General features: G+C 61.1%; 22 protein-coding genes and 1 tRNA gene. 11 read left to right on the plus strand and 12 right to left on the minus strand.

All coding sequences use genetic code 11. The features are described 5' to 3' along the window. Positions 1–146: 146 nt before the first annotated feature. Positions 147–1,058 (minus strand): DUF1517 domain-containing protein, encoded by a 912-nt coding sequence (locus NW814_RS04810; protein WP_414405448.1) that lies wholly within the window; start codon positions 1,056–1,058, stop codon positions 147–149. 205 nt (positions 1,059–1,263) lie between these two features. On the opposite strand from NW814_RS04810, the gene NW814_RS04815 reads away from it, so the two are divergent. The 3 genes from NW814_RS04815 to nusB all read left to right on the plus strand — a co-directional run bounded on the left by NW814_RS04815 (position 1,264) and on the right by nusB (position 5,207). Then, a complete protein-coding gene (locus NW814_RS04815) occupies positions 1,264–2,115 on the plus strand; it encodes a Cof-type HAD-IIB family hydrolase (RefSeq protein ID WP_414393356.1) in 852 nt (283 codons plus the stop codon). A gap of 15 nt (positions 2,116–2,130) precedes the next feature. Beyond that, the gene (locus NW814_RS04820) at positions 2,131–4,284 is read left to right on the plus strand and encodes an ATP-dependent helicase (RefSeq protein ID WP_414405407.1); all 2,154 of its coding nucleotides are present in this window, start codon (positions 2,131–2,133) and stop codon (positions 4,282–4,284) included. A gap of 92 nt (positions 4,285–4,376) precedes the next feature. After that, positions 4,377–5,207: a transcription antitermination factor NusB gene (gene nusB, locus NW814_RS04825; RefSeq protein WP_414405408.1), complete on the plus strand. Its 831-nt coding sequence runs from the start codon at positions 4,377–4,379 to the stop codon at positions 5,205–5,207. A 73-nt stretch (positions 5,208–5,280) separates the two neighbouring features. Here nusB and cysE read toward each other — a convergent pair whose 3' ends face one another. Beyond that, positions 5,281–6,060 (minus strand): serine O-acetyltransferase, encoded by a 780-nt coding sequence (gene cysE, locus NW814_RS04830; protein WP_414405409.1) that lies wholly within the window; start codon positions 6,058–6,060, stop codon positions 5,281–5,283. Between the two features lie 444 nt (positions 6,061–6,504). Here cysE and grxD point away from each other — a divergent pair, with 444 nt between their 5' ends. Genes grxD through NW814_RS04845 form a run of 3 tightly spaced genes read left to right on the plus strand, consistent with a single transcriptional unit; the run spans position 6,505 to position 7,547 of the window. Continuing rightward, positions 6,505–6,840: a Grx4 family monothiol glutaredoxin gene (gene grxD / locus NW814_RS04835; protein ID WP_414393788.1), complete on the plus strand. Its 336-nt coding sequence runs from the start codon at positions 6,505–6,507 to the stop codon at positions 6,838–6,840. 2 nt (positions 6,841–6,842) lie between these two features. Then, positions 6,843–7,157, plus strand: a complete 315-nt coding sequence (locus NW814_RS04840; RefSeq protein WP_414405410.1) for a BolA family protein — start codon at positions 6,843–6,845, stop codon at positions 7,155–7,157. A 39-nt stretch (positions 7,158–7,196) separates the two neighbouring features. After that, positions 7,197–7,547, plus strand: a complete 351-nt coding sequence (locus tag NW814_RS04845) for a phage holin family protein (protein ID WP_011429463.1) — start codon at positions 7,197–7,199, stop codon at positions 7,545–7,547. Positions 7,548–7,600: 53 nt separating this feature from the next. Here NW814_RS04845 and topA read toward each other — a convergent pair whose 3' ends face one another. Then, a complete protein-coding gene (topA, locus tag NW814_RS04850) occupies positions 7,601–10,261 on the minus strand; it encodes a type I DNA topoisomerase (protein WP_414405411.1) in 2,661 nt (886 codons plus the stop codon). 191 nt (positions 10,262–10,452) lie between these two features. Here topA and NW814_RS04855 point away from each other — a divergent pair, with 191 nt between their 5' ends. The 3 genes from NW814_RS04855 (at position 10,453) to NW814_RS04865 (ending at position 12,356) form a co-directional block, all read left to right on the plus strand. Then, positions 10,453–10,881, plus strand: a complete 429-nt coding sequence (locus NW814_RS04855) for a VOC family protein (protein ID WP_414405412.1) — start codon at positions 10,453–10,455, stop codon at positions 10,879–10,881. 177 nt (positions 10,882–11,058) lie between these two features. Then, the gene (locus NW814_RS04860) at positions 11,059–11,211 is read left to right on the plus strand and encodes a photosystem II protein Y (RefSeq protein WP_414393370.1); all 153 of its coding nucleotides are present in this window, start codon (positions 11,059–11,061) and stop codon (positions 11,209–11,211) included. A 29-nt stretch (positions 11,212–11,240) separates the two neighbouring features. Continuing rightward, entirely contained in the window at positions 11,241–12,356 is a 1,116-nt protein-coding gene (locus NW814_RS04865; RefSeq protein ID WP_414405413.1) for an NAD(P)/FAD-dependent oxidoreductase, read from the plus strand. Positions 12,357–12,360: 4 nt separating this feature from the next. Here NW814_RS04865 and NW814_RS04870 read toward each other — a convergent pair whose 3' ends face one another. From NW814_RS04870 to NW814_RS04910, 9 genes are all read right to left on the minus strand, one after another. After that, positions 12,361–13,515 carry an FAD-binding oxidoreductase gene (locus NW814_RS04870; RefSeq protein ID WP_414405414.1) on the minus strand — a complete coding sequence of 385 codons (1,155 nt, stop codon included), beginning with the start codon at positions 13,513–13,515 and terminating at the stop codon, positions 12,361–12,363. Positions 13,516–13,549: 34 nt separating this feature from the next. Then, positions 13,550–14,962: a cytochrome c biogenesis protein gene (locus tag NW814_RS04875; protein ID WP_414405415.1), complete on the minus strand. Its 1,413-nt coding sequence runs from the start codon at positions 14,960–14,962 to the stop codon at positions 13,550–13,552. A 10-nt stretch (positions 14,963–14,972) separates the two neighbouring features. Beyond that, the gene (locus NW814_RS04880) at positions 14,973–15,710 is read right to left on the minus strand and encodes a cytochrome c biogenesis protein CcdA (RefSeq protein ID WP_414405416.1); all 738 of its coding nucleotides are present in this window, start codon (positions 15,708–15,710) and stop codon (positions 14,973–14,975) included. Between the two features lie 108 nt (positions 15,711–15,818). Continuing rightward, complete coding sequence (locus NW814_RS04885; protein ID WP_414393789.1) at positions 15,819–16,337, minus strand: inorganic diphosphatase; 519 nt, start codon at positions 16,335–16,337, stop codon at positions 15,819–15,821. Positions 16,338–16,419: 82 nt separating this feature from the next. Continuing rightward, positions 16,420–16,491 (minus strand) — tRNA-Asn (locus tag NW814_RS04890). Between the two features lie 47 nt (positions 16,492–16,538). Next, positions 16,539–18,368 (minus strand): proline--tRNA ligase, encoded by a 1,830-nt coding sequence (locus NW814_RS04895; protein WP_414405417.1) that lies wholly within the window; start codon positions 18,366–18,368, stop codon positions 16,539–16,541. Between the two features lie 77 nt (positions 18,369–18,445). Then, positions 18,446–21,448: a translation initiation factor IF-2 gene (gene infB, locus NW814_RS04900; protein ID WP_414405418.1), complete on the minus strand. Its 3,003-nt coding sequence runs from the start codon at positions 21,446–21,448 to the stop codon at positions 18,446–18,448. A gap of 300 nt (positions 21,449–21,748) precedes the next feature. Continuing rightward, the gene (locus NW814_RS04905; protein WP_414393383.1) at positions 21,749–22,069 is read right to left on the minus strand and encodes a YlxR family protein; all 321 of its coding nucleotides are present in this window, start codon (positions 22,067–22,069) and stop codon (positions 21,749–21,751) included. A 33-nt stretch (positions 22,070–22,102) separates the two neighbouring features. Beyond that, entirely contained in the window at positions 22,103–23,137 is a 1,035-nt protein-coding gene (locus tag NW814_RS04910) for an HD domain-containing phosphohydrolase (RefSeq protein WP_414405419.1), read from the minus strand. A gap of 243 nt (positions 23,138–23,380) precedes the next feature. Here NW814_RS04910 and NW814_RS04915 point away from each other — a divergent pair, with 243 nt between their 5' ends. After that, entirely contained in the window at positions 23,381–23,779 is a 399-nt protein-coding gene (locus NW814_RS04915) for a DUF4346 domain-containing protein (protein WP_414405420.1), read from the plus strand. A gap of 84 nt (positions 23,780–23,863) precedes the next feature. Next, the coding region (locus tag NW814_RS04920; protein WP_414405421.1) for a protein kinase domain-containing protein at positions 23,864–24,582 on the plus strand (719 nt) is incomplete at its 3' end.

The following is a 24,582-nucleotide window of genomic DNA, read 5'->3' on the forward strand; positions in this document are numbered from 1 at the left end:
GGACAAGGCCCACGGAGAACAACGGCTCCTGGCTGCTGAAGCATCAAACCCAGACACGGAAACAGGCCCTCCCTACCTTGGACGGCAAGGAGCCCGTGGCTTGAAACACCCCAGCCGCCAACCGCCGTCTCCCTAGCCCAGCGACCTTAGAGGAGCCGCATTTCTGGGTACTCGGTCAACAGCGCCTCTGCCGACAGGGTGTCTCCTTCTAGCTGCGGCGTCCACAGCACCTCGATGGCCACAATCCGCTCGGCAGGGATGGAGGCCAACTGCATCAGCCACTGCCGCAGCTCTGCCACGGACTTAACTACAGGTAGTGTACCTAAGTTGCCGCGATACGCAACCAGTAGAGTGACGACCAGGTACTCGCCAACCTCGGGGATCCCGGCAGCCGCCCGCCGCAGAGCTGCTTGAGGAAGCTGCTGGATCTGGTTGTTGCGGTTGGTGAGGGTTTCGGCGCTAAACTTGCTCCGCTCTTGCAAAGAGGCTTGATAGAACAGGGATTCGGCGCGGGAGAGGGGCAGCTTCTCCGCCTCGGCATAGCCATAGGCCCAGTAGTCGCTGTAGCGCATCAAGCCAAGGCTAACCTCTTGCAACAATTGGCTCAGCCCCTCTGGCGACTGGGTATCCGCTTCCAGAGCCAGCGCATTGATCTCCTTTTGCAGTTGGCGGGCGCTGGCCAGTAGGCCCACCTTCACTTGGGCAACGGTTACCTGCGGGTCGCCAACTTCCTCTTCTTCGGCAACAGCCGAGCGCAAGCTGCGCACTAGAAAGCTACCGGCCCCAATCAAGAGCAGCAACGCCAGCAGGCTGCCACCGCCTCCCCAAAACAAGGGCACCACCAGCGGAAAGCCAAGCCCCCCGCCATAGCTGGGGTACACGGGAGCCGAGCGAGGGCCGACAGAGCGGGGAGCTGAGAAGGTCGGGGAGCGGAAAGAGCCGCCGCCAATGCGGCCACCGCTGCGCGCCCAAACAGCGCTCACAGGGGCCAAAGCCAGGATCAAAGCCAGGGCAAGAGCCAACAGAGAGCGGCAGGTGCGACCAATGTGTTTTAGCATGTTCACAGTTTATCCATCACAGGGCTAGTCCTTACTCAATTGTAGGCTTTCTCCTCAGGCGCTAGAGGCCAAGGACGCGCTCCGCTTAACCAGCAGCTTGGAGCATTACAGACCATTACAATCTGTAGCGAGCCCCCTAGAGATGGGCACTAGACCCCTAACCCATGGGCAAATAGGGGCCGGCAGGCGGTCAAGAGGAGGAGCAATGCAAGTGGAAGTGCCAGTTCAAGAGCGATCTCTTCAGCCCTTGGCCCAGAGGAAGATTCGGCTATTGGTGTTGGACATCGATGGCACGCTGGCGGGGCCTTCCAACCAGGTTTCGGAGCCAGTGCGGCAAGCCATTCAAAGGGCCAAAGCCGCAGGCGTGCGGGTGGCCATTGCCACCGGTCGGATGCATTGTTCTGCCGAGCGATTTCACTATGAGATTGGAGCCGATATGCCGCTCTGCAGCTACCAGGGGGCACTCATTCGCGATCCCGATAGCCAAAAGACGTTAAAGCACTGGTGCTTGGACTGGTCGCTGACTGAGGAGTTGTTGCAGCTGCTGCAGGATCTGCCGGTGGGGGTGCACCTCTACATCGACGACCAGCTCTACTTGCGGGAGCTCAACCCCTTGAGCCGCGCCTATGCCGAGCGCTCGCAGGTGCCGTTTCAGATCTTTTCCCCTGCCCAATATGGGCAAAGACCCACCAAGATCCTGGTGGTTTCGGAAGATACGGAGTTTTTGCAGGAACTCCAGAGATCCCTGCGGCAGCGGTATTCTCCCGAGCAGCTCTACCTCACGCGGTCAGAGCCCATTTTCTTGGAAGCCACCCACCCGGCAGTCAACAAGGGCAATGCAGTGCGCTTTTTGGCAGAAGAGGTGTTGGGGGTGTCGGCAGAGCAGGTCATGGCCATTGGCGATGGCGACAACGACATCGAGATGCTGCGGTATGCAGGGATCGGGGTGGCCATGGGGAATGCCTCGCCGGCCTTGCTGCCCTATGCCGATTGGGTTGCCCCTCCTGTTACTGAAGATGGGGTGGCGGTGGCCATCGAGACCTTTATCCTCAACTAGACAGGGAGGCAGGGCGTGGCAGCTTCTCCTTTCCCCCAGCTCATCCTGCGCCCGGAGCAGCAACAGGTCTTGACCTATCAATCGGGGCAGCTGGGGATTGCTGCTGTTCCGGGAAGCGGCAAGACGTTTATCCTGGAGCTGCTAATTGTCGATCTCATCCTCAAGCGCGGCGTCCCACCGGAGCGCATTGGGGTGTTTACCTACATGCGTTCGGCGCGGGTTAACTTGCTGCACCGTATCAACCAACGCCTGCAGGAGGCGGGCTACCCAGATCGCTTTACCCAAGCCTTTACCTTGCATTCGCTGGCACTGCGGGTGTTGCGGGAGGCCCCAGGCCCTTGGGAAGAGCTGTCCATCTTGGAGGGGTATGAGCAGGAGCGCCTCCTCACCCGCCTTTGCCGCGCCTGGCTCAACTCCCACACCCACCTCTGGGAGCCCTTGATCCCTACGGATGAGAATTTCCCCCAAAAGGTAGCCCAAAACCGGCGGCGGTTCCGGCGCAGCTTCCAGGAGATGGTGCAGGCGGTAATTAGCACGGCCAAGAATCTCCGCCTAGGCCCGGAGGCGCTCCCTCGCGAGGGCTACCTAGGCTGGGCGGCTCCTGTGTACGATGCCTACCAAGCGGAGCTGCGCCGCCGCGGCCAGCTGGACTACGACGACCTGGGCTGGCAGGCCATGGATCTGCTGGAGCGCGACGCAGAGCTGCGGCAGCAGGTGCAAAGCTGGTACGACTACCTGTTCGAGGACGAGGCTCAGGACAGCTCCCCCCTGCAGGAAGAGCTGCTGCGGCTGCTCAGCCAGCGCACGGGCAACCTGGTGCGGGTAGGGGATCCCAACCAGAGCATCATGGGCACCTTCACCACGGCTGAGCCACGGCTGTTTCGCGCCTTTTGTCAGGCCAGCCCCCAAATCATCTCCCTACAGGAGTCCAGCCGCAGCGCTCCCCAGATCCTGGAGCTAGCCAACCGCCTGGTGGACTGGGTTACTCGGGAACACCCAATCCCAGCCCTGCGCACTGCCCTGGCCCCCCAGCCCATTCGCCCAGCCAGTGCCGGCAGCCCAAATCCCCCGGCTAGCGAAGGACAGGTGGAGTTTCGCTGCGTCAGCGGCACTCCCGAGCGGGAGCTGCAGGAGGTGGCCCAGTGGGCTCTGGCAGCCGCCCAAACCTTCCCTGACCAGACAGTGGCTATTCTGGTGACCACCAACGAGCTGGGGGGCAAGGCCCTCGACTACCTGCGGGAAATGGGAGGGGAGCGGGTTGTCGACCTATTGCGGGGCAGCCCCAGCCAGCGACGGGTGCTGCTGCAGCTCAAGGGGGTAATTGACTGGTTGGCCGAGCCCACTTCCTCTGCTCGCCTGGCTGCGGCAGTGGATCGCCTGGCCGATTGGGCCGGGATCCCGCGAACTGAGCTGGAGCCAATGCTGGGCTGGATCCGCGCCTCGCTGCCGGAGCGGCTGCTCTTTCCCCAGTTTGATCCAGCCCCCGTGCTGCCTGAGAGCCCCTCTTGGCAGAGCTTGGGCCGCTTGCTGCGCACCCTGGCCAGTTGGCTGCGGGCCGGGCGGTCTCCCTGGCCGGAGGTGCTGAATGTCATTGTCCAAAGCCTCTACCGCAAGCCGGAAGAGCTGTTTGTGGGCTGCTATGTCCTCAACCAGCTGGAGCAGGTGCTGGGATCCCTGCCCGAGACCGATTGGCAAGAAGTTGCCCAGGAGTTTCAGGTAATTCTGGATCGCCGCCTCCACAACCTGCCCTCGGAGATCTTGGCCTTCAACCCCGAGCCGGGCACGATCACGGTTGCCACTCTGCACCGGGCCAAGGGTTTGGAGTGGGATCAGGTTTTCATCCCCCAGGTGTCGGCCTACGAGTTTCCTACCCACTACGAGGAGCGACCGGTGGGGCTGAGGTTTTTGGAAGACGTCGATATGAAGGCAGAAGCCCTAGCCCAGTTGCGGCAGCTCAGCCCCAGAAGCTACTGGGATCTGCAGGCCAACTCTCCTACCGAACAGGCCTTTTTGGACTTGGCTGCCGAGCGGTTGCGGCTGCTGTATGTGGGCATCACCCGCAGCAAACGGCGGCTGACCCTCTCGGTCTCTACCCAATCTTCCTATGGCAAAGAGCAGAGCCCAGCTTTGGCCTTTCGCGTGCTCAGGCACAGTTTTGGGCTCAATTAGCCCCAGATCAACTAAGGTTCTTGTTTCTTCCACAGCCTGCTAACATAGCTAAGCCCACGGGGGCAGTCGTTACAGGCCATGGGTGTTTTGCCATGCAACCTCGGCGTGTTGCCCGCGAACTGGCCTTGCTGGGGGTCAGCCAACTGCCGACCACGGCGGCCAAACTCAGCGAAAAACAATTGGAAGACTTGCTGTTGGCAGCTATCCGCACCTTGCAGGAAGAAACCCACGAAACCCTTGCAACCGCAGCAGCGGAGATCCAGCGCAGCGACCGCCTGTTGCAGGAGAGCGATCCCCTGTTGTTGGCCGTTTCTGAGGCGAAGGAGGAGAGCGGATCCCGTTCCCTGGCTCTCCGTCTTCAGCAGGCCCAGCGGCAGCTGCAGCGTCTGGAAAGGGCTTTGCAGGAGGTCGCTGTGCCAAAGGAGTTGCCGGAGCTGGTCTACCAGGCCCAGGTGGCCCTCGGCAACGCGGGTCAAGCCCTGGAGCACCTGGAGCAGCGGCTGCAAAGCGTCCGCCACATCCTGGAGGAAGTTGTTCAGTTGTCCCAAAAGGCCGTCAACCGCCTGGGGTCTGCCCTCTCCATGCCGGAGCTGTTGCACATTGTCCAAGCGCCGGAGGTGCGCGCCTATGCCCTGCAACTGTTGACTGCCCTGCACACCCACAAGGAAGCTATCGATGCGCGCCTGCAGGGGGTCTTGGTGGGCTGGCAACTGCAGCGGGTGGGGCGGATCGAGCGCGATATCCTGCGCCTGGCGGTGGTGGAGATGGAAATACTGGCCAGCAGCCCCGTTAAGGTCGCCATCAACGAAGCTGTAGAGTTGGCCAAAAAGTATGGGGATCCGGAGGCTGCCGCTTTCGTCAACGGCGTGCTGCGACGAGTGGTGGACAGCCAGGAGACACTTGCTGACAGTTCCCCCGGCTAAAACCGGGATCCCAAGATCTGCCTTGGACAATGGCAGGGGATCCCCCCAAGAAACCTCTTGCACGGCTGCTGCTTCATTCGCCTCTAACCTGTTCTTGCCGGGCCTGCTCCCGCTCTTGCTTGAGGTGGGCTACCTCGGCTTCCAGCTCTTGAATGCGGTGCAGCAACTGCTCAATTGCCCGTCCTACCGGGTCGGGCATGAGGTGGTGGTCGAGGTCAATGCCGTGGGCGGGGATGCGGCGTTGATGGGGTGGGAGGACTGCCCGGCCTGGGATCCCAACCACCGTCATCCCAGGGGGCACATCGTGAATCACGACGGCGTTGGCTCCAATGCGGGCTCTAGCGCCAATGCGGACTGGGCCAAGGATTTTCGCTCCTGTGCCTACGATTACCCCGTCTTCCAGGGTAGGATGCCGTTTGCCCTTCGTCCAAGAGGTGCCCCCCAAGGTAACGCCGTGATAGATGGTAACATCGTCGCCAATTTCCGCAGTCTCGCCGATGACCACGCCGCAGCCATGGTCGATGAAAAAGCGCCGTCCAATCCGGGCTGCTGGGTGAATTTCAATCAAGGTGAGGGAGCGGGAAATAGAACTGATCAGCCGGGCCAGCAAGAAGCAGCGCCGCTGCCACAGCCAATGGGCGATGCGGTGCAGAAACAAGGCATGGACGCCTGGGTAGGTGAGGAGGACCTCCCAGCGGTTGCGAGCTGCCGGATCCCGCTCAAAGACACAGTCGACATCTTCCCAAAATTGCTGCCAGAACCCCAGCTTTGGCTTTGGCTGGCTGGAGGGGGGAGCCTCACCTCTGTCTAGTTGGGAGCTTTCTGCCGCCGACTGCTTGGCCTCAGTCAGCATGAACGGCCTCCGATAGGGAACCTCCACTTCTCCCCTTCTAGCACTTTTTGTTGCCAGTGGGAGGGATCCCTGGCAGCCTACACCTGTTGACCAAGAAAACTGGGTTCAAGCCCCGCCCTTGAGGCCTCCGGCCCGAAGAGCGCAAGAGGGCGGCTTTTGCTAGAATGCGAGAATTGCTCCACCTATTCATAGGAGGGTGCAGCGCACAGCTAAACGTATCTGGGCTTAGGCCCAGTAGTTGGGGCTATGGCATCCCCCATAGGGTTGAGGTTTAAGCCTCATGCTCTTTCGCCTACGGCGGCGCGGAGCGCTTTGTAGCTCAGCCAGTAGGAAGCATCCTGCTGCCTGAGAAAGAATCCCTACCCCAAAGGGCAGGGAGAATGTCAAGCCACCTAGAAGTGAACGAAAATGAGATCACGGCTAGTGCTTAACTTGCAAGCGGCTATGCTAGACCCTCTTTTGGAAGAGAAAATCCGCGAGCAAATTCGCACCCACAAGGTGCTGATCTACATGAAGGGCACCCCAGAAATGCCCATGTGTGGGTTTTCCTACACAGCCGTGCGCATTTTGGACAGCTTGGGCTTCCCCTACACAGCCATTAACGTGCTCGAGGATCCGGAACTTCGGCAAGGGATCAAAGAGTTTTCCAACTGGCCAACCCTCCCACAAATCTATATCAACGGGGAGTTCATTGGCGGCTGTGACATTCTCCAGGAGATGCATGCCCGCAACGAGCTGCGCCCCCTGGTGGAAGCCGCCTTTGCCAAGGCTGATCCTTAACCTTGAGGGATCCCATGCTCACCTTGGATGGCCTGCGGCAGCTCCTGGCTGAAAAGCTGCAAGCTCTCTACGTCCACGTGGAGGACGAGTCGCACCGCCATGCTGGCCATAGGGGACGGCACCAGGGAGCGGGAGGACACTACCGCGTACAGGTGGTGTCGCCTCTTTTTACTGGCAAAACGCTTTTGCAGCGCCATCGCCTAGTGTACGCCGCCCTAGCCGAGCAGATGGGGCAGAGCATCCATGCCTTGGCCCTGCAAACGTACAGTCCCGAGGAGCTGCCGGCCTCCGAGATGTCTCACATTGAAATAGCATAGAGGGCGAAACGGCTACCCCAGCGAGGGAAGGGAGAAGGTATGGCAGCTCTTTTAGCCACCTGGCTGATGTCGGCCTTGAGCGTGATGATCTTGGCTTGGCTTTTGCCTGGGATCCACGTCTCCGGGTTTGGAGGTGCCTTGGTAGCGGCGCTAGCCATTGGTTTGGTGAATAGCTTGGTGAAGCCACTCCTGCAGTTGATTACCCTACCGCTTACGATCTTCACTTTTGGTCTGTTTTCCCTAATTTTGAACGCCATTTGCTTGCTCATTGCCGACAAGCTTGCCGGTGACGCCTTCAAGGTTGACAACTTCGGCTGGGCACTGGTTGGGGCAATTGCCCTCTCCATCATTAGCAGCTTGGTTCGGAGCATTTTTGAACAAGCTGCTTAGTTTCCTTGCAGAACAAGCCGAGTTAGCCAGCAAGTTGCCCCTACCCCCACCGCTCAAGCCCGAGCTTTGGAGACAGCCTCCAGCAGGGTGGGATGGGATTGTTGCTTCTGGGGAGCAGCTTCAGCCTTCTTGGCCCGCTTGGCCGCCGCTGGTCGGCTGGCTTTTGCCTGGCCCTTGCCCTCTTTTTCCGCCAGCAGTTCCAGAGCCATCTCCAGGGTCACGGCTGCAGGGGAGAGATCTTTGGGCAGCGAGGCGTTGACTTTGCCGTGCTTGACGTAGAGCCCATAGGGGCCGTCGTGGAGAGTTACGGGCTTGCCATCCTCGGGGTGGGATCCCAGCTCGCCTAGGGGTTTGGCCGAGGCGCGACTGCGGCTCTTTTTGGGCTGGGCCAACAGCTCCAGGGCCCGCTCCAAGCTAATGGTCAGGACATTCTCATCGGGGGGCAGCGAGCGAAACTCCCCGTCGCAAGCCACGTAGGGGCCGAAGCGGCCAATACCGGCCTGCACCTTTTTCCCCGATTTGGGGTGTTCGCCCAACGTACGGGGTAGGCTCAGCAACCCCAGGGCAATCTCTGGAGTGACGTCCTCCGGCTTTAGCCCTTTGGGCAGGGAGACGCGCTTAGGCTTTTGGTTTTCCTCAGAAATTTCCCCCAACTGGACATAGGGTCCATAGGGGCCCTGCGGGATCACGTAGATTGGCTCTTGGGTCTCTGGGTGGAAGGCGATGGGCTTGGGGCCTTCCTGCTTGCGCCGGATAAGCTCCTCGATGTGTTCAAGGGTCAAGTCGGCAGGGGGAATATCCTCAGGTAGGTTGGCACGTACCTCTCCTGCTTCGGTTTCGACCACCACATAGGGTCCGTAGGGGCCAATACCAATCTTGGCGGGCAGGTTTTCTAGGTGAATGGAGCGAGCCAGGTTGGGGTCAATTTCTAGCTCCCGTGCCTTCACTTGCCCCTCAAGGCCCTGCTCACCCAGGAAGAAGTGGCGCAAATAGGGCAGCCACTCTGCCTGGCCGGAGGCGATGTCGTCCAGGGTTTGCTCCATCTCGGCAGTGAAGTGGACGTTGACGAGGTTGGGGAAGTATTTTTCCAGCAGCTCGGTAACGGCAAAGGCCGTGTAGGTGGGCACAAGGGCGCTTCCCATCAACCTCACGTAGCCCCGGCTCTGGATGGTACTCAGGATGGTGGCATAGGTGCTGGGCCGGCCAATGCCCTCCTTTTCCAACACCTTCACCAGGGAGGCTTCGGTGTAGCGGGGCGGAGGTTGGGTTTCATGAACCACCGGCTCCAGCCGCAGGCAGTCCACTTGCTCCCCTACCTGCAGTAGGGGCAGGTGCACCTCTTGATCTTCCAAAGCCGCCTCTGGGTCGTCGGATCCCTCTACGTAGGCGCGGAAGAAGCCGGGGAAGTCAATGCGCTTGCCGCTGGCCCGGAATACCGCCTCGTCGACCGTAATGAGCACAACCGTGTGGGTTTGCCGCGCCTCAGCCATTTGGCTAGCGACGGTACGCTTCCAGATGAGGTCGTAGAGGGCCAGCTCCTGCCCCGTGAGCGGGGTTTGGCTGGGCAGGCGAAACTCCGAGCCAGCAGGGCGAATGGCCTCGTGGGCTTCTTGGGCCCCTTTGGTTGTAGTGGTGTACTGCCGCGGCTCAGGGCTGAGGTACTCCCTGCCGTACATCGCCTCCACGCAGGCGCGGGCAGCACGGATGGCCTGCTCTGACAAATGCACCGAGTCGGTGCGCATGTAGGTGATGTAGCCCTCCTCGTAGAGCTTTTGGGCAATGCGCATCGTCTGCTGGGCTGACAGGCGCAGCTTGCGGTTGGCCTCTTGTTGCAGCGTGGAGGTGGTGAAGGGAGGGGCGGGCTTGCGGATGGAGGGGCGCTCTTCTACAGAGCTGACCACCCAGACTTTCCCCACTAAGCGCTCCCGCAGGGACTCCGCCTGGGCTTGATCCAAGAGCACTACCTCTCGCCCGGCTATCAGCTGCCCCGTGCTGGGATCGAAGTCGTGTCCACTGGCTAGCCGCTTGCCACCCAGGCTCACCAGCTCTGCCGGGAAAACCGTCGCCGAGCCAGCGCCCTTTGACTGCAGCTCTGCTCGGAGATCCCAGTAGAAGGCTTTCTTGAAGGCCCGCCGCTCCCGCTCCCGATCCACCAAGAGCTTAACCGCCACCGACTGCACCCGCCCGGCTGAGAGCTTGGGGCCAATCTTTTTCCACAGCAGCGGCGACAGAGTGTAGCCCACCAGGCGATCCAGGATGCGGCGGGTCTCTTGGGCCCGCACCAGCTGCTCGTTCACCTCGCGACAATTTTGCAGGGCCTCCTGAATGGCCTCGCGGGTGATTTCGTGGAACACCATGCGGCGGGTAGGCACCTTGGGCTGCAACACCTGTTGCAGGTGCCAACTGATGCTTTCTCCCTCCCGGTCTTCGTCGGTGGCCAGGATCAGCTCATCTGCTTTCTTGAGCGCCTCCTTCAGCTCCTTGACCACCTTTCTTTTGTCTTTGGGGATCACGTAGAGAGGCTCGAAGTTAGCGTGGACATTGACCCCTAGGCGGCTCCACTCTTGATCCTTCACCTCCTCGGGAATGTCGGCAGCCGACTCGGGCAGATCGCGCACATGTCCCATTGAGGCCTGCACCTCATAGTCGGCGGGCAAGAAGCTGCGGATGGTACGAGCTTTGGTAGGAGATTCAACAATGACCAGCTTGGGCATGATGAGGTCTAAAAAGACTGACTGCGGCTACCGCGCCCCCACTTTTGGCGGGCTAGGGCGTGCTGTAAGAGTTGCTCAAGAGTTAGGGACTCTTCTCTGGAGCGTAGCAAGTCTGTCTGCGCTTGACTAGGCAGCTTTCGCTAGGCCTCCTCCTGAGACTCCAGTTTCCAGATCTGGGGACACTCCTGACCATGCACCACTTTTCGATTCGCACTGCCGATATCTTCCGCTCCATGGCCTTCTACGAGAGGCTGGGCTTTAAGGTGGAAGAACGGTTCACTGCCGGGATCACTTTGGCCTGCTGGATGCGCGGTCCCTGGGGCCGCCTGGAGCTGATTCAGGTACCCCAGCCCCACCCTGCCCCCGATCCCTTTGGGGATCCCCACTATGTGGGCTACTACCACCCCTCTTTTGAGGTGGGCCCCGAATGGGGATCCCTGGCCACCTACCTAGAGCATTTACAAGCGCAAGGGCCCCTAACCGTGGTGTTGCCGCCTCAATGCCAGAAAATTGGGTCTCAAACCTACGAGGTGGCTTTCATTGCCGATCCCGATGGCCTGCCGATCGAGCTTATCCGTCGTCTGCAGGGATCCCTAGCGTCAAAAGCGGAGCCGGCTTAACCAAGGCTGCCGCCAGCTAAGGCCCAGGGCCCAAAGAGCGCAAGCAGGCTTCAGCGCCATAGAGGAGGTGTTGCCCAGCGCACCCTTGAAAGCATCCCCACCCTTGGGGGCTGGGGGGAACGTCAATTGGGTTTATCCTGGACGTAGGTTGTGTTGCCCTTGGAGAGGACAGAGCTTATGGAGATGGATCTCCGTCCCCTGCTCATTCTGGCTCCTGTTGTTTTAGCTGTAAGCTGGGCCGCTTACAACATCATCAAGGCTGCCATCAAGGGGGAAGCCAAGCTCTTTGGCGAGAGGGGTAACAACCCCTTTGGCAAGAGCAACAGCTAGGATCCGTTGGCAGCTCCTAGACTCCCTGTATGTCGGACGCAAATCCCCCAGAGGCAGGGCCGTCGCCTGCGCTGGCTGACCGGAAGTCAGCGGATGTCATTGTTGTCGGAGCAGGGGTGGCCGGCTTAACCTGCGCACGGCAACTGTTGCGGGCAGGGCTGCAGGTTCTGGTACTGGAGAAATCGGCAGGCCTTGGCGGGCGCATGGCCACTCGACGGGTTCAGCACGCTGGACAGACAGTGCCCGTAGATCACGGAGCGCAGTACCTGACTGCCAATTCCGATGGCTTCTATCGCTGGGTCAGGGAGCTCCTGGGCCTAGGACTGCTGAGGGAGTGGACTCGTTCCTTGCATCTGCTGGATCAGGAAGGGCTGCACCTAGAAAATGCCAACGACCAGAAGCCGCGCTATGTCTCTCCCCAGGGCATGACGGCGCTGGCTAAGCAGCTAGCTGCTCCCCTAGCGGTTTACACCCAAACTCGGGTAGTGGGCCTCGAGCCCCAGCCAACCAGTTGGCAAGTGCAAGCCGAAGATGGCCAGTGCTACGAGGCTGCGGCCCTGGTGATGGCCATCCCCGCTCCCCAGTTGCTGCCTTTGCTGCGAGGAAAGATTGCTCCTGGGGACAACCTGTTATCCCTTCTGGAATCCGCTGCCTACCAGCCTTGCGTTGCCGTGTTGGCTAGCTACGCCGAAGACACGCCGCTGCCCCCCTGGAAAGGGATCAAGGGTTTGGACGATCCCCTATTGGCTTGGGTGGCCCTAGACAGCAGCAAGCGGCCCCAGCCCCTGCCGCCGCTGGTGGTTTTGCACGGGGGAGCGGAGTGGTCGTCGCTGTATCTCGAGGCCGCGCCTGAGGAGCTGGAAAAGGCCGGTCGAGAGCTGCTGGCCCATGCTGCCCAGCGCTTGGGATCCTGGCTGGCCTCGCCGCAGTGGATCCAGGTTCACCGCTGGCGCTACGCTCTTCCTGGGGAGGCGATAGGTCTAGCCAGCCTTGGCACCTACGTTCCTACGGGTTCCGGCAAGAGACTCCCCCTGGTGTGCGCTGGCGATTGGTGCGCTGGAGGTCGCGTAGAAGGGGCCTGGCTCTCTGGCCAAGATGCTGCTAGAACCTTGCTGGAGATGTTGGGGAGGGGAGGGCGCTCCTAAGCAGTTAGACTAAACGGGGGCCGAAAATCCCAGCCGGGTCAAACTGCTGCTTCAGCCTCTGCATCAAGGTTGCTGTCGGGCCAAAGTTGGGGGCTAGGGCGGTCTTTAGAGCCGGCGGCGCCTCCAAGAGCACAAGAAACCCTCCCGCAGCCTGGAGATGGCGCTGCAGTTGCAGCAGGGATCCCTGGTCAGGCTGAGGGATCCAGGCTCGCCCCAATCCGCAGCCGCGGTGCAGTTGCACCTGGGCGCTAGGGAAAAGGGATTGGAACTGCTCCAGAGTTGCCAGGCTTTGGCTGGGCAAGCAGCCAAACTTGGCCAACACCATCCCCGAACGGGGCAAGGGCAGAGGCGGAGCCCCAGGCCTTACCTCTTGCCAGCTCAATCCCGCAGGAGCTAGCCGCTGCACCAGAGCCGTCTGTTGGGCAACTACCCGCTCCGAGCCGTGGAAGTGGATCCAGAGCTGGGATCCCTCCCCCCTTAGCCAGAGATCCACCCCCGCTGGGCTGACCGGCGCATTCAGCACCTGCCGAGCCAGGACCTCCAAGTCGGCCAGGGCTCCTGTGGCCAGCAAGGTTGCTTGGGCCGCCGGCAAAGGATAGAGCCGCAGGGTTACCTGCGTCAGGATCCCCAAACTGCCCAGGGATCCAGTAAACAACCTCGTCAGGTTGTAACCGGCTACGTTCTTAACCACCCGTCCCCCTGCTTTAGCCACCTCCCCGTCGGCCCGCACCCAGGTGATGCCCAGCACGAGGTCGCCAATGCTGCCGTAGCGCCAGCGCAGCGAGCCCGTATCGGCGGTGGCGATAATGCCGCCCACTGTGGCCCAGTCAGGGTAAAGGGGATCCACCGGCCACCATTGCCCTTGCTCGGCCAGGATCTGCTGCAGCTCCGCCAAGGTCATGCCGGCCTCTACTGTTACGGTCAGGTCGGCAGCCGCATGGTCAATGAGGCGGCGCAGCCCCCGGGTGGAGAGGATGAGATCCACTGTTTCCAGGCAAGGGGCCCATCCCCACTTGCTCCCCTGCCCCAGCGGCAGCACCTTCCGCCCCTGGCACTCCCTGAGGATTTGAGCCAGTTCCGCAACGGTCGAGGGAGTTTGGATGGGGATAGCAGTGGCTTGGCTGGAAAGAAAAGCCGCCAGCGCAGGAGAAAAAGCCATAGTTGCCCCAAGATTTTTTTCGTAGGCAGAGAGCTTAGAGGCTGGCCTCGGCAGGGCGAGACTCTTTCTCCCCAGAAGGGGAGGAGGCAAGCCTTTGCTGCTCCACCAGGCGGGCAAACTCCTGCTCGAAGGTCACTAGGGCGCGGTTGGTTTTGCCCCCTAGGTAGAGTCCTGCCTCCGTCTCCAGGGCCCAAACCTGGCTGTAGCTGAAATAGCTCATCACCACTCCCAGCATCAGCAGCCCAAAGCCAAGGTAGACAAGGGGGATCCCTGGATCCGATTTAATCTGCAGGCCGGTTGCACCGATAACCTCATCCAGGTGCAGGGTGAGGCGGTTGGGGAAGCGCTGCGGGGCAACTTCGTCGAGAGCTAGACTCATGCCCTGGCGCAGGGATCCTATCCACTGGCCCTCGGTGTCGTAGAGGAGAGCTGTCCCCTGCAGATCCGGCAGTAACAGCGTCAGGCCCTCGCTAAGATCCGGCCGAGTGGGGATAAAAGCGCCCCAGAGCTTGTTGCCCGCCTGGTTGGGCACCCGCACCACTGGGATCTGGAAGGGGGGGCTGTTGTTGAGGCGGATGCGGATGCTGTCGATGCTCCAGTCGGCCTGGTAGAGGGTCACGCCCTGGTAGGAGAGGGGATGGTTGACAGAGAGGGTCTGGCGTTTGACCTCCTGGCCCCCCTCCAGAATGGAGAGGTCAGAATAAAACTGCTTCACCCGCCCGTCGGGAGCATAGTCAATCCAGAAGCGGTTGACCCGAATCTGCCAGGTGGGCAGACGAGCCAGATCCCCCGCCCCGGTGATGTGTTCAATGGCGGCAACCCCGCCGCTGGGAATCAGCTCCTGGGCCGTGAAGCCGGCAAGGCTGCCCCAGATGGCCCCCAACAGGATGAGCAGCAGGCTGACGTGCACCAGGATGGGGCCGAACCGCCCAATCAACCCCTTGCGGGCGTAGAGGCAGGATCCCTCCTGAAACACAGCGTAGCCCCCTTGGCGCAGCCGCTGCGGCAATCCTTGCAGGGATTGCTTGGGCAGATAGGTCCAAAAGGGCAGCCGCTGGAAGGCAGGGGGGCGGGTGAGGTAGCTCCAGCGACGGGCCGCCTTGAGCATCGGCCATTGGCGCGTGAGAGAACAGGCAGCCAGGCTGCTGCCAAGTAGGATCAAAAGAGCCAGAAACCAAGGGGTGCGATAGACGTGATCCAGCCCCAGCTTGAGGATCAGCCGCCAGGTGAGAAAGCCAAACAGGGCCGGCTGCTCGGGGTAGTGGGCCTGATAGAAGGCCACCGTTTCCTCTTGCTCGATTACCGTGCCGATGGCACTGAAAACAGCAATTGCCAAGAGAAGGCCGATGGCTAGCCGCAAATCCGCCAGCAGCGGCAGCAGTTCATGGCGCAGATAGCGCCGCAGGGGGGAAAGCCACCGCGCCAGCGGGGCAGAATCCTTGGACATACAAGCTCCCCTAGGTCCAAGCCGAGAGGATGGTGACGGTGCCGAACCCCACCAGCACCAGGCCACTGGCATAGGTAAGCCAGCCCGACCAGCGCCGCAGGGCCAGCAGTTGCTTAATCGCGCCAGTAAACACCCCCGCCAACAGCAGCGGCAAGACCAGCCCTAGGGCGTAGGTCAGCAGTAGCCCACCTCCCACCCAGGGCTGCCCTGTGGTGGAGACCCAGCCTAGCAAGGCCACCAAAACTGGCGTACTGCAGGGAGAGGCTGCTAGACCAAAGGTGGATCCCAGCAACACCGACCGGCCTAGTCTGGGCCACTCGCCAGGGATCTCCAACCCGTTAAACCAACTGGGAAAGCGCAAGGGGACGACCTCCAGCAGGTTCAAGCCCATGAGGATGGCGAGCCCGCCCGCTACTAGGGATCCAAAGGGGGTGGTTTGTCCGTAAACCCGGCCTAGCAAGGCTGCTCCCAAGCCCAGCAGGCTGAGGGTCAAAGCCACACCAACGGCAAAGCCCAGGGATGGCACCCAGACCTGCCGGCGCACCTCTCCGGCCGCTGCGGGGGCGCTGGGAGTGTAGCCGCCGATGTAGCCGATGGTTACCGGCACCATGGAGAGCATACAGGGGGAAAGGCTGGTAACCAGACCTGCTAGACCCATCGCCAGCAGGCTCAGGGGAGAAAGGTGCTGCAATTGACCTTGAACCAGCTCCGCTGCCCACTGCTCCAGGTGGTAGAGGATATCCGCCATAGAAGAAGCCGTCGCGTCTAAACCTAGGCTAGCTCAAAGAACCTGGAGAACTTGGCGCTGACTGGCCAGCGCCCTCAGCGGCAGCTCTAGCCTGGAAAGCCTGGGGAGCTACTTGGGCTGTTGGCAGGCGGCAATGCTGCTGGCGATAACGGCCTCGGTTTCGGCCAGGCCTTTCCAGCCCAGAATCTGGGTTTCTTTCTTCTCCAAGCGCTTGTAGGTGGCAAAAAACTCGGCAATCTCGTCCAGGCGGTGCTGGGCAATATCTTCCAACTTGGTTACGGAAGCGTAGCGAGGATCCTTAGCCGGCACACACAGCAACTTCTCATCCGGCTCCCCCGCGTCGATCATCTGCAGCATGCCCAGCGGGCGCACCGCAATCACACACCCCGGGAAGGTCGGCTGATCCATGATCACCAGGCCATCCAAGGGATCCCCGTCCCCTGCCCGCGTGTTGGGCACAAAGCCGTAGTCGTAGGGGTACTGCACCGAGGAGTAGAGCACCCGGTCTAGGATCATCACGCCCATCTCTTTGTCAAACTCGTACTTGTTCTTACTGCCGCCAGGGATCTCGATCAAAAGGTTGAGCAGGCCTGGCTCTGGTTGGGCAGGGATCCGCGACAGGTCGATCACAACCAATACCCTCGGAAGACGTGACGAAGAAACAGCCAGAGGGTATTATACCCCCCGGCTCAAGATTTCAGCTAGCAAACTCCTCGGGCAAGATTCGAACTTGCGACCAATCGGTTAACAGCCGACCGCTCTACCGCTGAGCTACCGAGGATCGAGATATACCCCATCATAGGGAAAAAACCGCTGCAAGGCAACTCCTCAGTCGGGCACCGCTAGGGCAGCGGCGAGGCGCTCTTTCAGGGTAGCCACCACCGCTTCGATGGGAAGGTCTACGGCCTGACCGGTGGCCCGTTCCGCCAATTCCACTTTGCCCTGCTTGAGGCTGCGCCCCGTAGTCAGGCGATAGGGGATCCCGATGAGATCGGCATCTTTAAACTTGACGCCGGCTCGCTCATCTCGGTCGTCCCAGAGGGTCTCGATGCCAGCAGCGTCCAGCTCTTGCACCAATTTTTCTGCCACCTGCATCTGCTCCGGGTCAGCAGTGTTGGGCACTACCACCACCACGTGGTAGGGGGCAATGGCCACCGGCCAGATGATGCCGTTGGCGTCATGGGACTGTTCCACCGCCGCCTGGGCTAGTCGCGATACCCCAATGCCGTAGCAGCCCATCCACAGCGGCTGCTCAACGCCGTGCTCGTCGGCAAAGGTAGCCCGCAGCGGCAGCGAGAACTTGAGGCCCAACTGGAAGATATGGCCAACCTCAATGCCCCTTGCCCCCTGGAGCACCTGGTCAGGGTTGGATAGACAGCGATCTCCTGGTTGGGCTTTGCGCACGTCAACCACCTCCGGCAAGGGGTACTGCTCCCCCCAGTTGGCTCCCACCACGTGTCGCCCCACCTGGTTACTACCGGTTACAAAGTTCTTCAGCAGGGCTGCTGTCTGGTCAGCCAGGCGCAAAATCTTGGGGGCAAAGTGTTCCTGCGGGCCTAGACAGCTATCGGGCAGGTCAGGGGCAATGTAGCCCACGGGAACCGGATCCCCTTGCCAGCTTTTTTGGATCTCAGCATCCGCCAAAGTGAGTTTGAGCAGCTTCTTGGCTTGGTAGCGCTCCGCCAGACGGTTGAGGTGGTTGGCCAACTTCACTTCATTGACCTCTTGATCCCCGCGGATGCTTAGTAAAACCACCACCCGCAGGCCGTTGTCGTAAAGGGCCTGGTAGAGCACATTCTTGACGATCAAAGTGGGGGAGATCTTCAAGAAAGCCGCCAGCTTCTCGATGGTTTCCGTTCCCGGCGTATCCAGAACCTGGAAGGCTGTGTAGGGAGACTCGGCTGCCGGCGGCGGAAGGGAGACGGCTTTCTCCACATTGGCAGCATAGGAGCCATCGGGGGTGTAGAGGATCTCGTCTTCCCCGGCAGAAGCCAGCACCATGAACTCCTGGGACATTGCCGAGGGCCCGCCAATGGCGCCCGCATCGGCCTCCACCACGCGAAACTGTAGCCCGCAGCGACGCAGGATGCGGCTGTAGGCGCGGTACATATCCTGGTAGGTCTGGCGCAGGCTCTCTTCAGTGGCGTGGAAGGAGTAGGCGTCTTTCATGAGGAATTCCCGGCCCCGCAGCAAGCCAAAGCGAGGTCGGATCTCGTCGCGGAACTTGGTCTGGATTTGATAGAGGATTTGCGGCAACTGGCGATAAGAGCGGATGAGATCCCGGGCCAGCAGGGTAATCACCTCTTCGTGGGTGGGGCCCAGGGCCAGCTCGCGCCCCTGGCGGTCTTCGAGGGCAAACATGATCCCTTCTGCCTGGGTATACACCTCCCAGCGGCCCGACTCCCGCCAGATCTCCGCTGGCTGCAACTGGGGCAAGAGACACTCCTGGGCCCCAATGGCGTTCATCTCTTCCCGAATGATGTTCGAGATCTTCTGCAGCACCCGCCAGAGCAGGGGCAGATAGGTGTAGATCCCGGAGGAGAGCCGCCGGATAAAGCCGCCTCGCAGCAGCAGCTTGTGGCTGGCCAGCTCTGCTTCGGCAGGATCCTCCCGCAGGGTTACAAACAACATCTGACTCAATCGCTGGCTCCGCTGCATTCCTCCCTTCCCCTTGACAACTGCCTCCACTGTTCTCGAGCAAATCCTCCCGCTGGGAGGGGAGGCCGCCCAAATGACTAGGCAGGCGCTAGGGTCCGCCGCTTGGTAACCATCTGGTAGACCTCGATAATGTCCCCTTCTTGCCAGGCGTCGAACTTCTCGATGGCGATCCCACACTCGAAGCCGGCAGTTACCTCCCGCACGTCGTCCTTGAAGCGTCTGAGAGAGTCGAGGCGCCCCTCGTAGACTACCTCTCCTTTGCGGCGAACCCGCACCAAGGCGTTGCGCTGCACTTTGCCGGAGAGCACGTAGCTGCCGGCAACGGTGCCGCGGCTGATGGGGATGACTTTGCGCACTTCCGCCTGGCCCAGCGGCTCTTCTACCTCCTCTGGCTCCAGCAGGCCTTCCATGGCTGCCCGCAGGTCGTCCAGCAGGTTGTAGATGATGTCGTATTCGCGCACATCGACCCCCTTCTCGTCGGCAGCCCGCCGCGCGCCAGGGGCAAAGGTGGTGTTAAAGCCCAAGATAATGGCGTCGCTGGCTGCTGCCAGATCCACGTCAGTCTCGGTGATCTCCCCAGGAGCTGCCAGAAGAACCCGCAGGCGCACCTCCTCTTGCGGCAGATCCTGCAGTGCCGTCTGGATGGCCTCGGCGGATCCCTGGACATCTGTTTTGAGGATCAGGTTCAACTCTTTGAGCTGGCCTTCCTGAGCTTGAGCTGAAATGCTAGCCAGGCTGACGCGGCGAGAGAGCGACGCCTGTTGCAAGCGGCTCTGCCGCAGCGCCTCCGCCCGCTCCTCAGCAATGCGGCGTGCCTCTTTCTCATCGCTGTAGACCTGAAACTCATCCCCTGCCGCCGGCACCTCCTCCAAGCCCAGCAGTTGTACCGCTGAAGAGGGCCCGGCCTCCTGTAGCCGTTGGCCACGGTCGTCCATCATTGCCTTGACGCGGCCAAACACTGCGCCCGCCACCAGCGTATCCCCCACCCGCAGGGTGCCGTTTTGCACCAATAGAGTGGCCACTGGCCCCCGCGCTTTGTCCAGGTGGGCCTCGATAACAGTGCCGCGAGCGGGACGATTGGGGTTGGCCTGCAGCTCCGCCACATCCGCTACCAACAGGATCATCTCTAGCAAGGCGTCTAGGTTGCGGCGGGTGAGAGCGCTGACCTGCACCATGGGCGTGTCGCCACCCCACTCCTCCGGCACCAGCCCATGCTCTGCCAGCTGCTGCTTGACGCGCTCCGGCTGGCTGCCGGGCTTGTCAATCTTGTTGATGGCCACAATGATGGGCACCTGGGCTGCCCGCGCATGGCTGATGGCCTCCAGCGTCTGCGGCTGCACCCCATCGTCGGCAGCCACCACCAGGACAGCGATGTCAGTAACGCTGGCGCCGCGGGCGCGCATGGCCGTGAAGGCCTGGTGGCCAGGAGTATCCAGAAAAACAATGCGCCGCTTCTGGCCCTCAAAGTCTACGTCCACGTGGTAGGCGCCAATGCGCTGGGTGATCCCACCGGCTTCTTGCTGGGCCACGTTAGTGTGGCGGATGGCATCGAGCAAAGTGGTTTTGCCGTGATCCACGTGACCCATGATGGTGACCACCGGCGGACGGGGCACCAGATGGTCAATGTCCTCCAACTCAAGCATCTCGCTTTTCCTAGCTTTGGGCTCCGTCTCCGGCCGGCGGATCTCATAGCCCAACTCTTTGGCCACCGTCTCAGCCAGCAACTCGTCTAAAACCTGGTTGATGGTTACCTTCACCCCCTTAAAGAAGAGGGTTTTGATGATCTCAGTTTCCGACACCCGCAGGCGCTGGGCTAGTTCCTGCACACTGAGGCTGCCCTCAAGAACCAGAACCTTCTCTTGCGGCGGCAATTCCGCCGTCTCCTCAGGGGGGCTAGTTTTAGTGGATAGCTGCGGGGAGCGCTCAGCAGCTGGCCGAGGGCGCGGGGTTGAAACAGCCGCTGTCGGCGGACGCTGGGCAGGGGGCTTGGCAGTGGGACGGGGCAAGGGCTGGATGGCGTTTAGCTGCGCTTGCTTGACGGTGGAGATCGCCGTCAGAGAATCCAAATCCAAGCCATCTCCATCTCCTTCCTCGCGTCTGCGTTTGCGCTTGCGCTCGGCCTGGCTGCGGCTGGATCGCCGTTCGAGGGCTTTTAGCTCCTCGTCCTCCTCTTCTTCCACCGTCTTGCGCTTGACCTTGGGCGTGGCAGGCCGCCCAGGAGCCTCGACCAGCACGGGAGTGGAGATCCCTTCTGGCAAGGGGGGAGAGGATGCTGACTCGGCGGGAACCGTTTTAGCCGTAGGACGGGTGGGGGGCCCCACCAACTCCAGCCGCCGCTGGGGACGGGGAGCCTCCTCCACTTTGCTGGGGCTGTCTTCCTTTTTGAGAGCTGCCGGCTGGGGCTCACGAGGACTGGCAGGGCGAACAGGTGGGCCCACGAGCTGGGGACGCGGTCGCTGGGCAGTTGGGGGAGGAGAAGCCTTCGCTTCTGCAGGACCAGGAGCAGGGCTGGGCTCGGAAGCCGCTTGAGGCGACTCAGGCCGTCGTGGAGGGGGGAGCACCGTTGGGCGCTTGGCCGCCGGAGCAGGGCCGGCCTGGGGGCTAGCTGCTTTGGCTACAGCCGGCTCAGGTCGAGCTGGAGGGGGCGTCGGCTGTGGCCTTGTCTCACCCACGCGAGCAACTGGTGGCTGCGGCGGGCTGACTGCAGGAGCCTCTTTTGGCGGAGGGATACGTTCAGGTCGCTGCAGCAGCGTTTTGGGAGGACTGGCTTCACTAGGGGGGGCTGGCTGCTGAGCAGGAGCAGGCCGGCGAATGCCAACAATAGCCTGAGGGCGCTCGCTCGCCTTGGCTTCCGCCGCCGGCTCAGCTGGCGAGCTTCCTTGCGGCTTGCTCCGCGGGCGAGGCGGTTTCACAATAGGGGACTTGCCCAGCTTGCTACGCACCAACTCAGCTTGCTCTAGGGAAATGGTGCTGCTGTGGCTCTTGAAAGGGATCCCCAACTGCTCACAAACCTCCAGCACCTCGCGATTGTCACGCCCCAGTTCGCGGGCAAGGTCGTACAGTCGAACTTTGTCGGTCATTCCTCTGCTTGCCTCTGCTCCTCTCTCCTTGTCAGTTTTACAGGAGTTGAATCAACCTCAATTAACGGATTGAGACTAAACCTGCTGCAGCATAATTCCAGGGGGAATCTAAGTCCAAAAGGGCCGGGGGGCATAGGCAACTAGGGCAGGAAGCAACACCGACAGTGCCTTTTTAGGATAGCCCTTCTACAGTTCCCAGAAGTTGGCCACGGCCGACCTCCCCCAGCCCCATTCTGACAGCTAAGAGGGGCTACCGTGTAGCTGGAACGGAGTGAACCCGGTACCTTGACCGATTCAGGGCTACTGAGGTTGCTCTGAGACTCGCCCCTCTGGGACTGATGTCTCCTGGAGGCTTTCTGCCTCAGAACTGCGCAGCAATTCCTGCTCCAGCAGTTGCCACAGCGAGTCGGGCACCGGCGCCTTGAGGGCTCTACTCATCTGGTGCCTCCGCCGGGCTGCCTGCAAGCATTCTAGCCGGCGACATAGGTAGGCAGAACGACCCATGCCTCTGCCCAAAAGCACCTGGTGAGTGTCGTATTGCCTAACCAGCCGCCACAACTGGGAGCGGGGAAACAATTGGCGGCAGCCTACACAGCGCCGTAGAGGATCTGCGCCTGCCAAAGGATTTGCCTTGAGGAGCCTACTGGGCCTAGTCTACTTCAACTGGGGCAGCCGTGACTGCAGAAACTCGAAGAAACGCTCCACCAAGTAGGGATCCCGCCAGCCCTTGGCCGTTTCTTCCCGCAGGATGTCCATGGCCTCTTGAACGGTGAAGGCGCGCTTGTAGGGTCGCTCCGAGGTGAGGGCGTCGTAGATATCGACAATCTGGAAGATGCGGGCCACCAGCGGGATCCCTTCTCCCCTGAGGCCATCGGGATAGCCGCTGCCATCCCAACGCTCGTGGTGGTGGCGGATGAGGGGCAGCACATCTCTCAGGGTGCGCAGCGGGCGGCAGATCTCCTCTCCAATCAAGACATGGGATTTCATCACCTCCCACTCTTCCGGCGTATGCTTGCCCGTTTTGCCCAAAATCGCATCAGGTATACCCACTTTGCCGATATCGTGCAGGTAGCCTCCCCAGGTCAGCACCTTGATTAGAGGACGGGGTAGCTGGAGAAACTCGCCAAAGCTTTTGGCCAGTTGTGCCAGGCGCTCACAGTGATCCCCAGTGATGGGATCCCGGCTTTCCACAATGCGGGCAATGGCAAATAAAGCCTGGGCGGCATGATCCAAGTCTTCGTTCAAATGCTTCTGGTGAACGAGGGAACGCACCCGCGCCAGCAATTCCGCCTCGTCAAAGGGCTTGCCGAGAAAATCATCGGCCCCCGCCTCAATGCCCCGCAGGCGATTTTTGCGGTCGCTAGCGGCTGTCATCAGCACCACCGGGATCAAGCGCGTCTCCCCATTGGCCTTGATGCGCCGACAGACCTCAAATCCGTCGAGCCCCGGCATCCTTACATCCAACAAAATCAGATCCGGCTGCAGGGTTTGCACCATTTGCAGGGCCTGCTGGCCGTTTTCCGCCTCGCTGACCTGGTAGCTACTGCTCTCCAGCAATTTCCTCAGCAACAGGCGGCTGTCGCGCTGATTGCCCACGATGAGGAGGTGACCAGCTCCCCCTTTCTCCGTTGGAGGGGTTACCTCAGGGATCCCAACCCCCCCAAGCCTCTCAGCTTCAGCCGAGTGCATTTTGGCAAAGACTGTCCTTCGCTCACTGCTTCCACGGTAATCTCACCTTCTACTTGCAGGCATCCGCCTTTCCACTGGGTTTGCCAAGGCTTTAAGTAACTGCCAATGCTTGAAAAAGCACTGGCAAACCCTAAGACTTCTCCTGAAGCAAGGGATCCCATTCCTCGGCCACAATAGGGATAATGAAGGTAGTCTTGGCTACGTTTTTGGCACCCGTTTTGCTAGCTTCTTGGCAACTTTACTATGTCGTCTTTTTCCTCTGAGTCTCTGCGGGAGCAGGTGCGCCGCATTGATGACCAGCTTTCCCGCCGGCCCCTGGAGCTAGACCCGGCAGGCTACTTTGTCATCTATGTGGATCGACAGCAGCAGCTCATTTGCGCCAAGTACTACAGCACCGTGATCAACGAGCGGGGGCTGGCCACTGACCCGGAGACTGGAGCGGTGATCCCAGCGCGAGGGCCAGTCAATCGCCCGCCGCAGCGGGTGTACGTTGGGCGGACGGCCAAAGAGTTGTGTGTCCAGATCTTTGAAAAGGAAAGCGAGAAGGTAGTCTCCCAGCTTAGCCACGCTGCCTACCTGGGGCGGGAGTTCCAGAAGGCAGAGGCGGCCCTCATCTCCGGCGAAGAGTACGTGCAGGACTAGGGGCAAGCTCGCCGCAGGGGAGCAGCTTGTGGCAAAATCGAGCCAGCTTGCTGTGACCAAGGTCACAGCGGGGCAAGCTGGGCTATGGAAGACAAGGTTAAGCCGGGAACCCTTCTGCGGGGACGCTACGAAATCCTTGGCCTTTTGGGGCAGGGGGGCTTTGGGGTTACCTACAAAGCGGTGGATCGCGACACTTTCAATACTCCCTGCGTGGTCAAGCGCCTGCGCCCCCTCTCCACCGATCCCTACACCCTGGCCACAGCCCGCAAGCTGTTCGAGCGGGAAGCCAAGGTTCTCAACCGGCTCAACAACTACGACCGGGTGCCCCGCCTCTTGGCCCACTTCGAGCAGGATCAGGAGTTCTACTTGGTCGAGGAGTTCATTGCTGGGCACGATCTCGGCCAAGAGCTGGTGGCTGGCCAGCCTCTAAGCAAGGCGGAGGTCGTCAAACTGCTGTGGGAGATTCTGGAGATCCTCCACTACGTCCATGCCCGTCAAATCGTGCATCGGGACATCAAGCCAGCCAACCTGATGCGCCGCGACGCCGATGGCAAGCTGGTGTTGATTGACTTTGGGGCGGTGAAGGAGGTGGGACGGCTAGGCAGCCCTGCCCCTGGCCAAACCCAGTTGGCGACGGTGATTGGCTCAGTGGGCTACATGGCCCCGGAACAGCTCAGCGGCAAGCCCCAGCCCTGCAGCGATATCTATTCGGTTGGGGTGCTGGCCATTCAGGCGCTCACCGGCCGTCCCCCCACCAAGATCCCAGACGATCCGTGTACTGGCCAGCTCCTCTGGCGGGATCT

Source organism: Synechococcus sp. R65.1 (assembly GCF_047461755.1).
Taxonomy (GTDB): Bacteria; Cyanobacteriota; Cyanobacteriia; order Thermostichales; family Thermostichaceae; genus Thermostichus.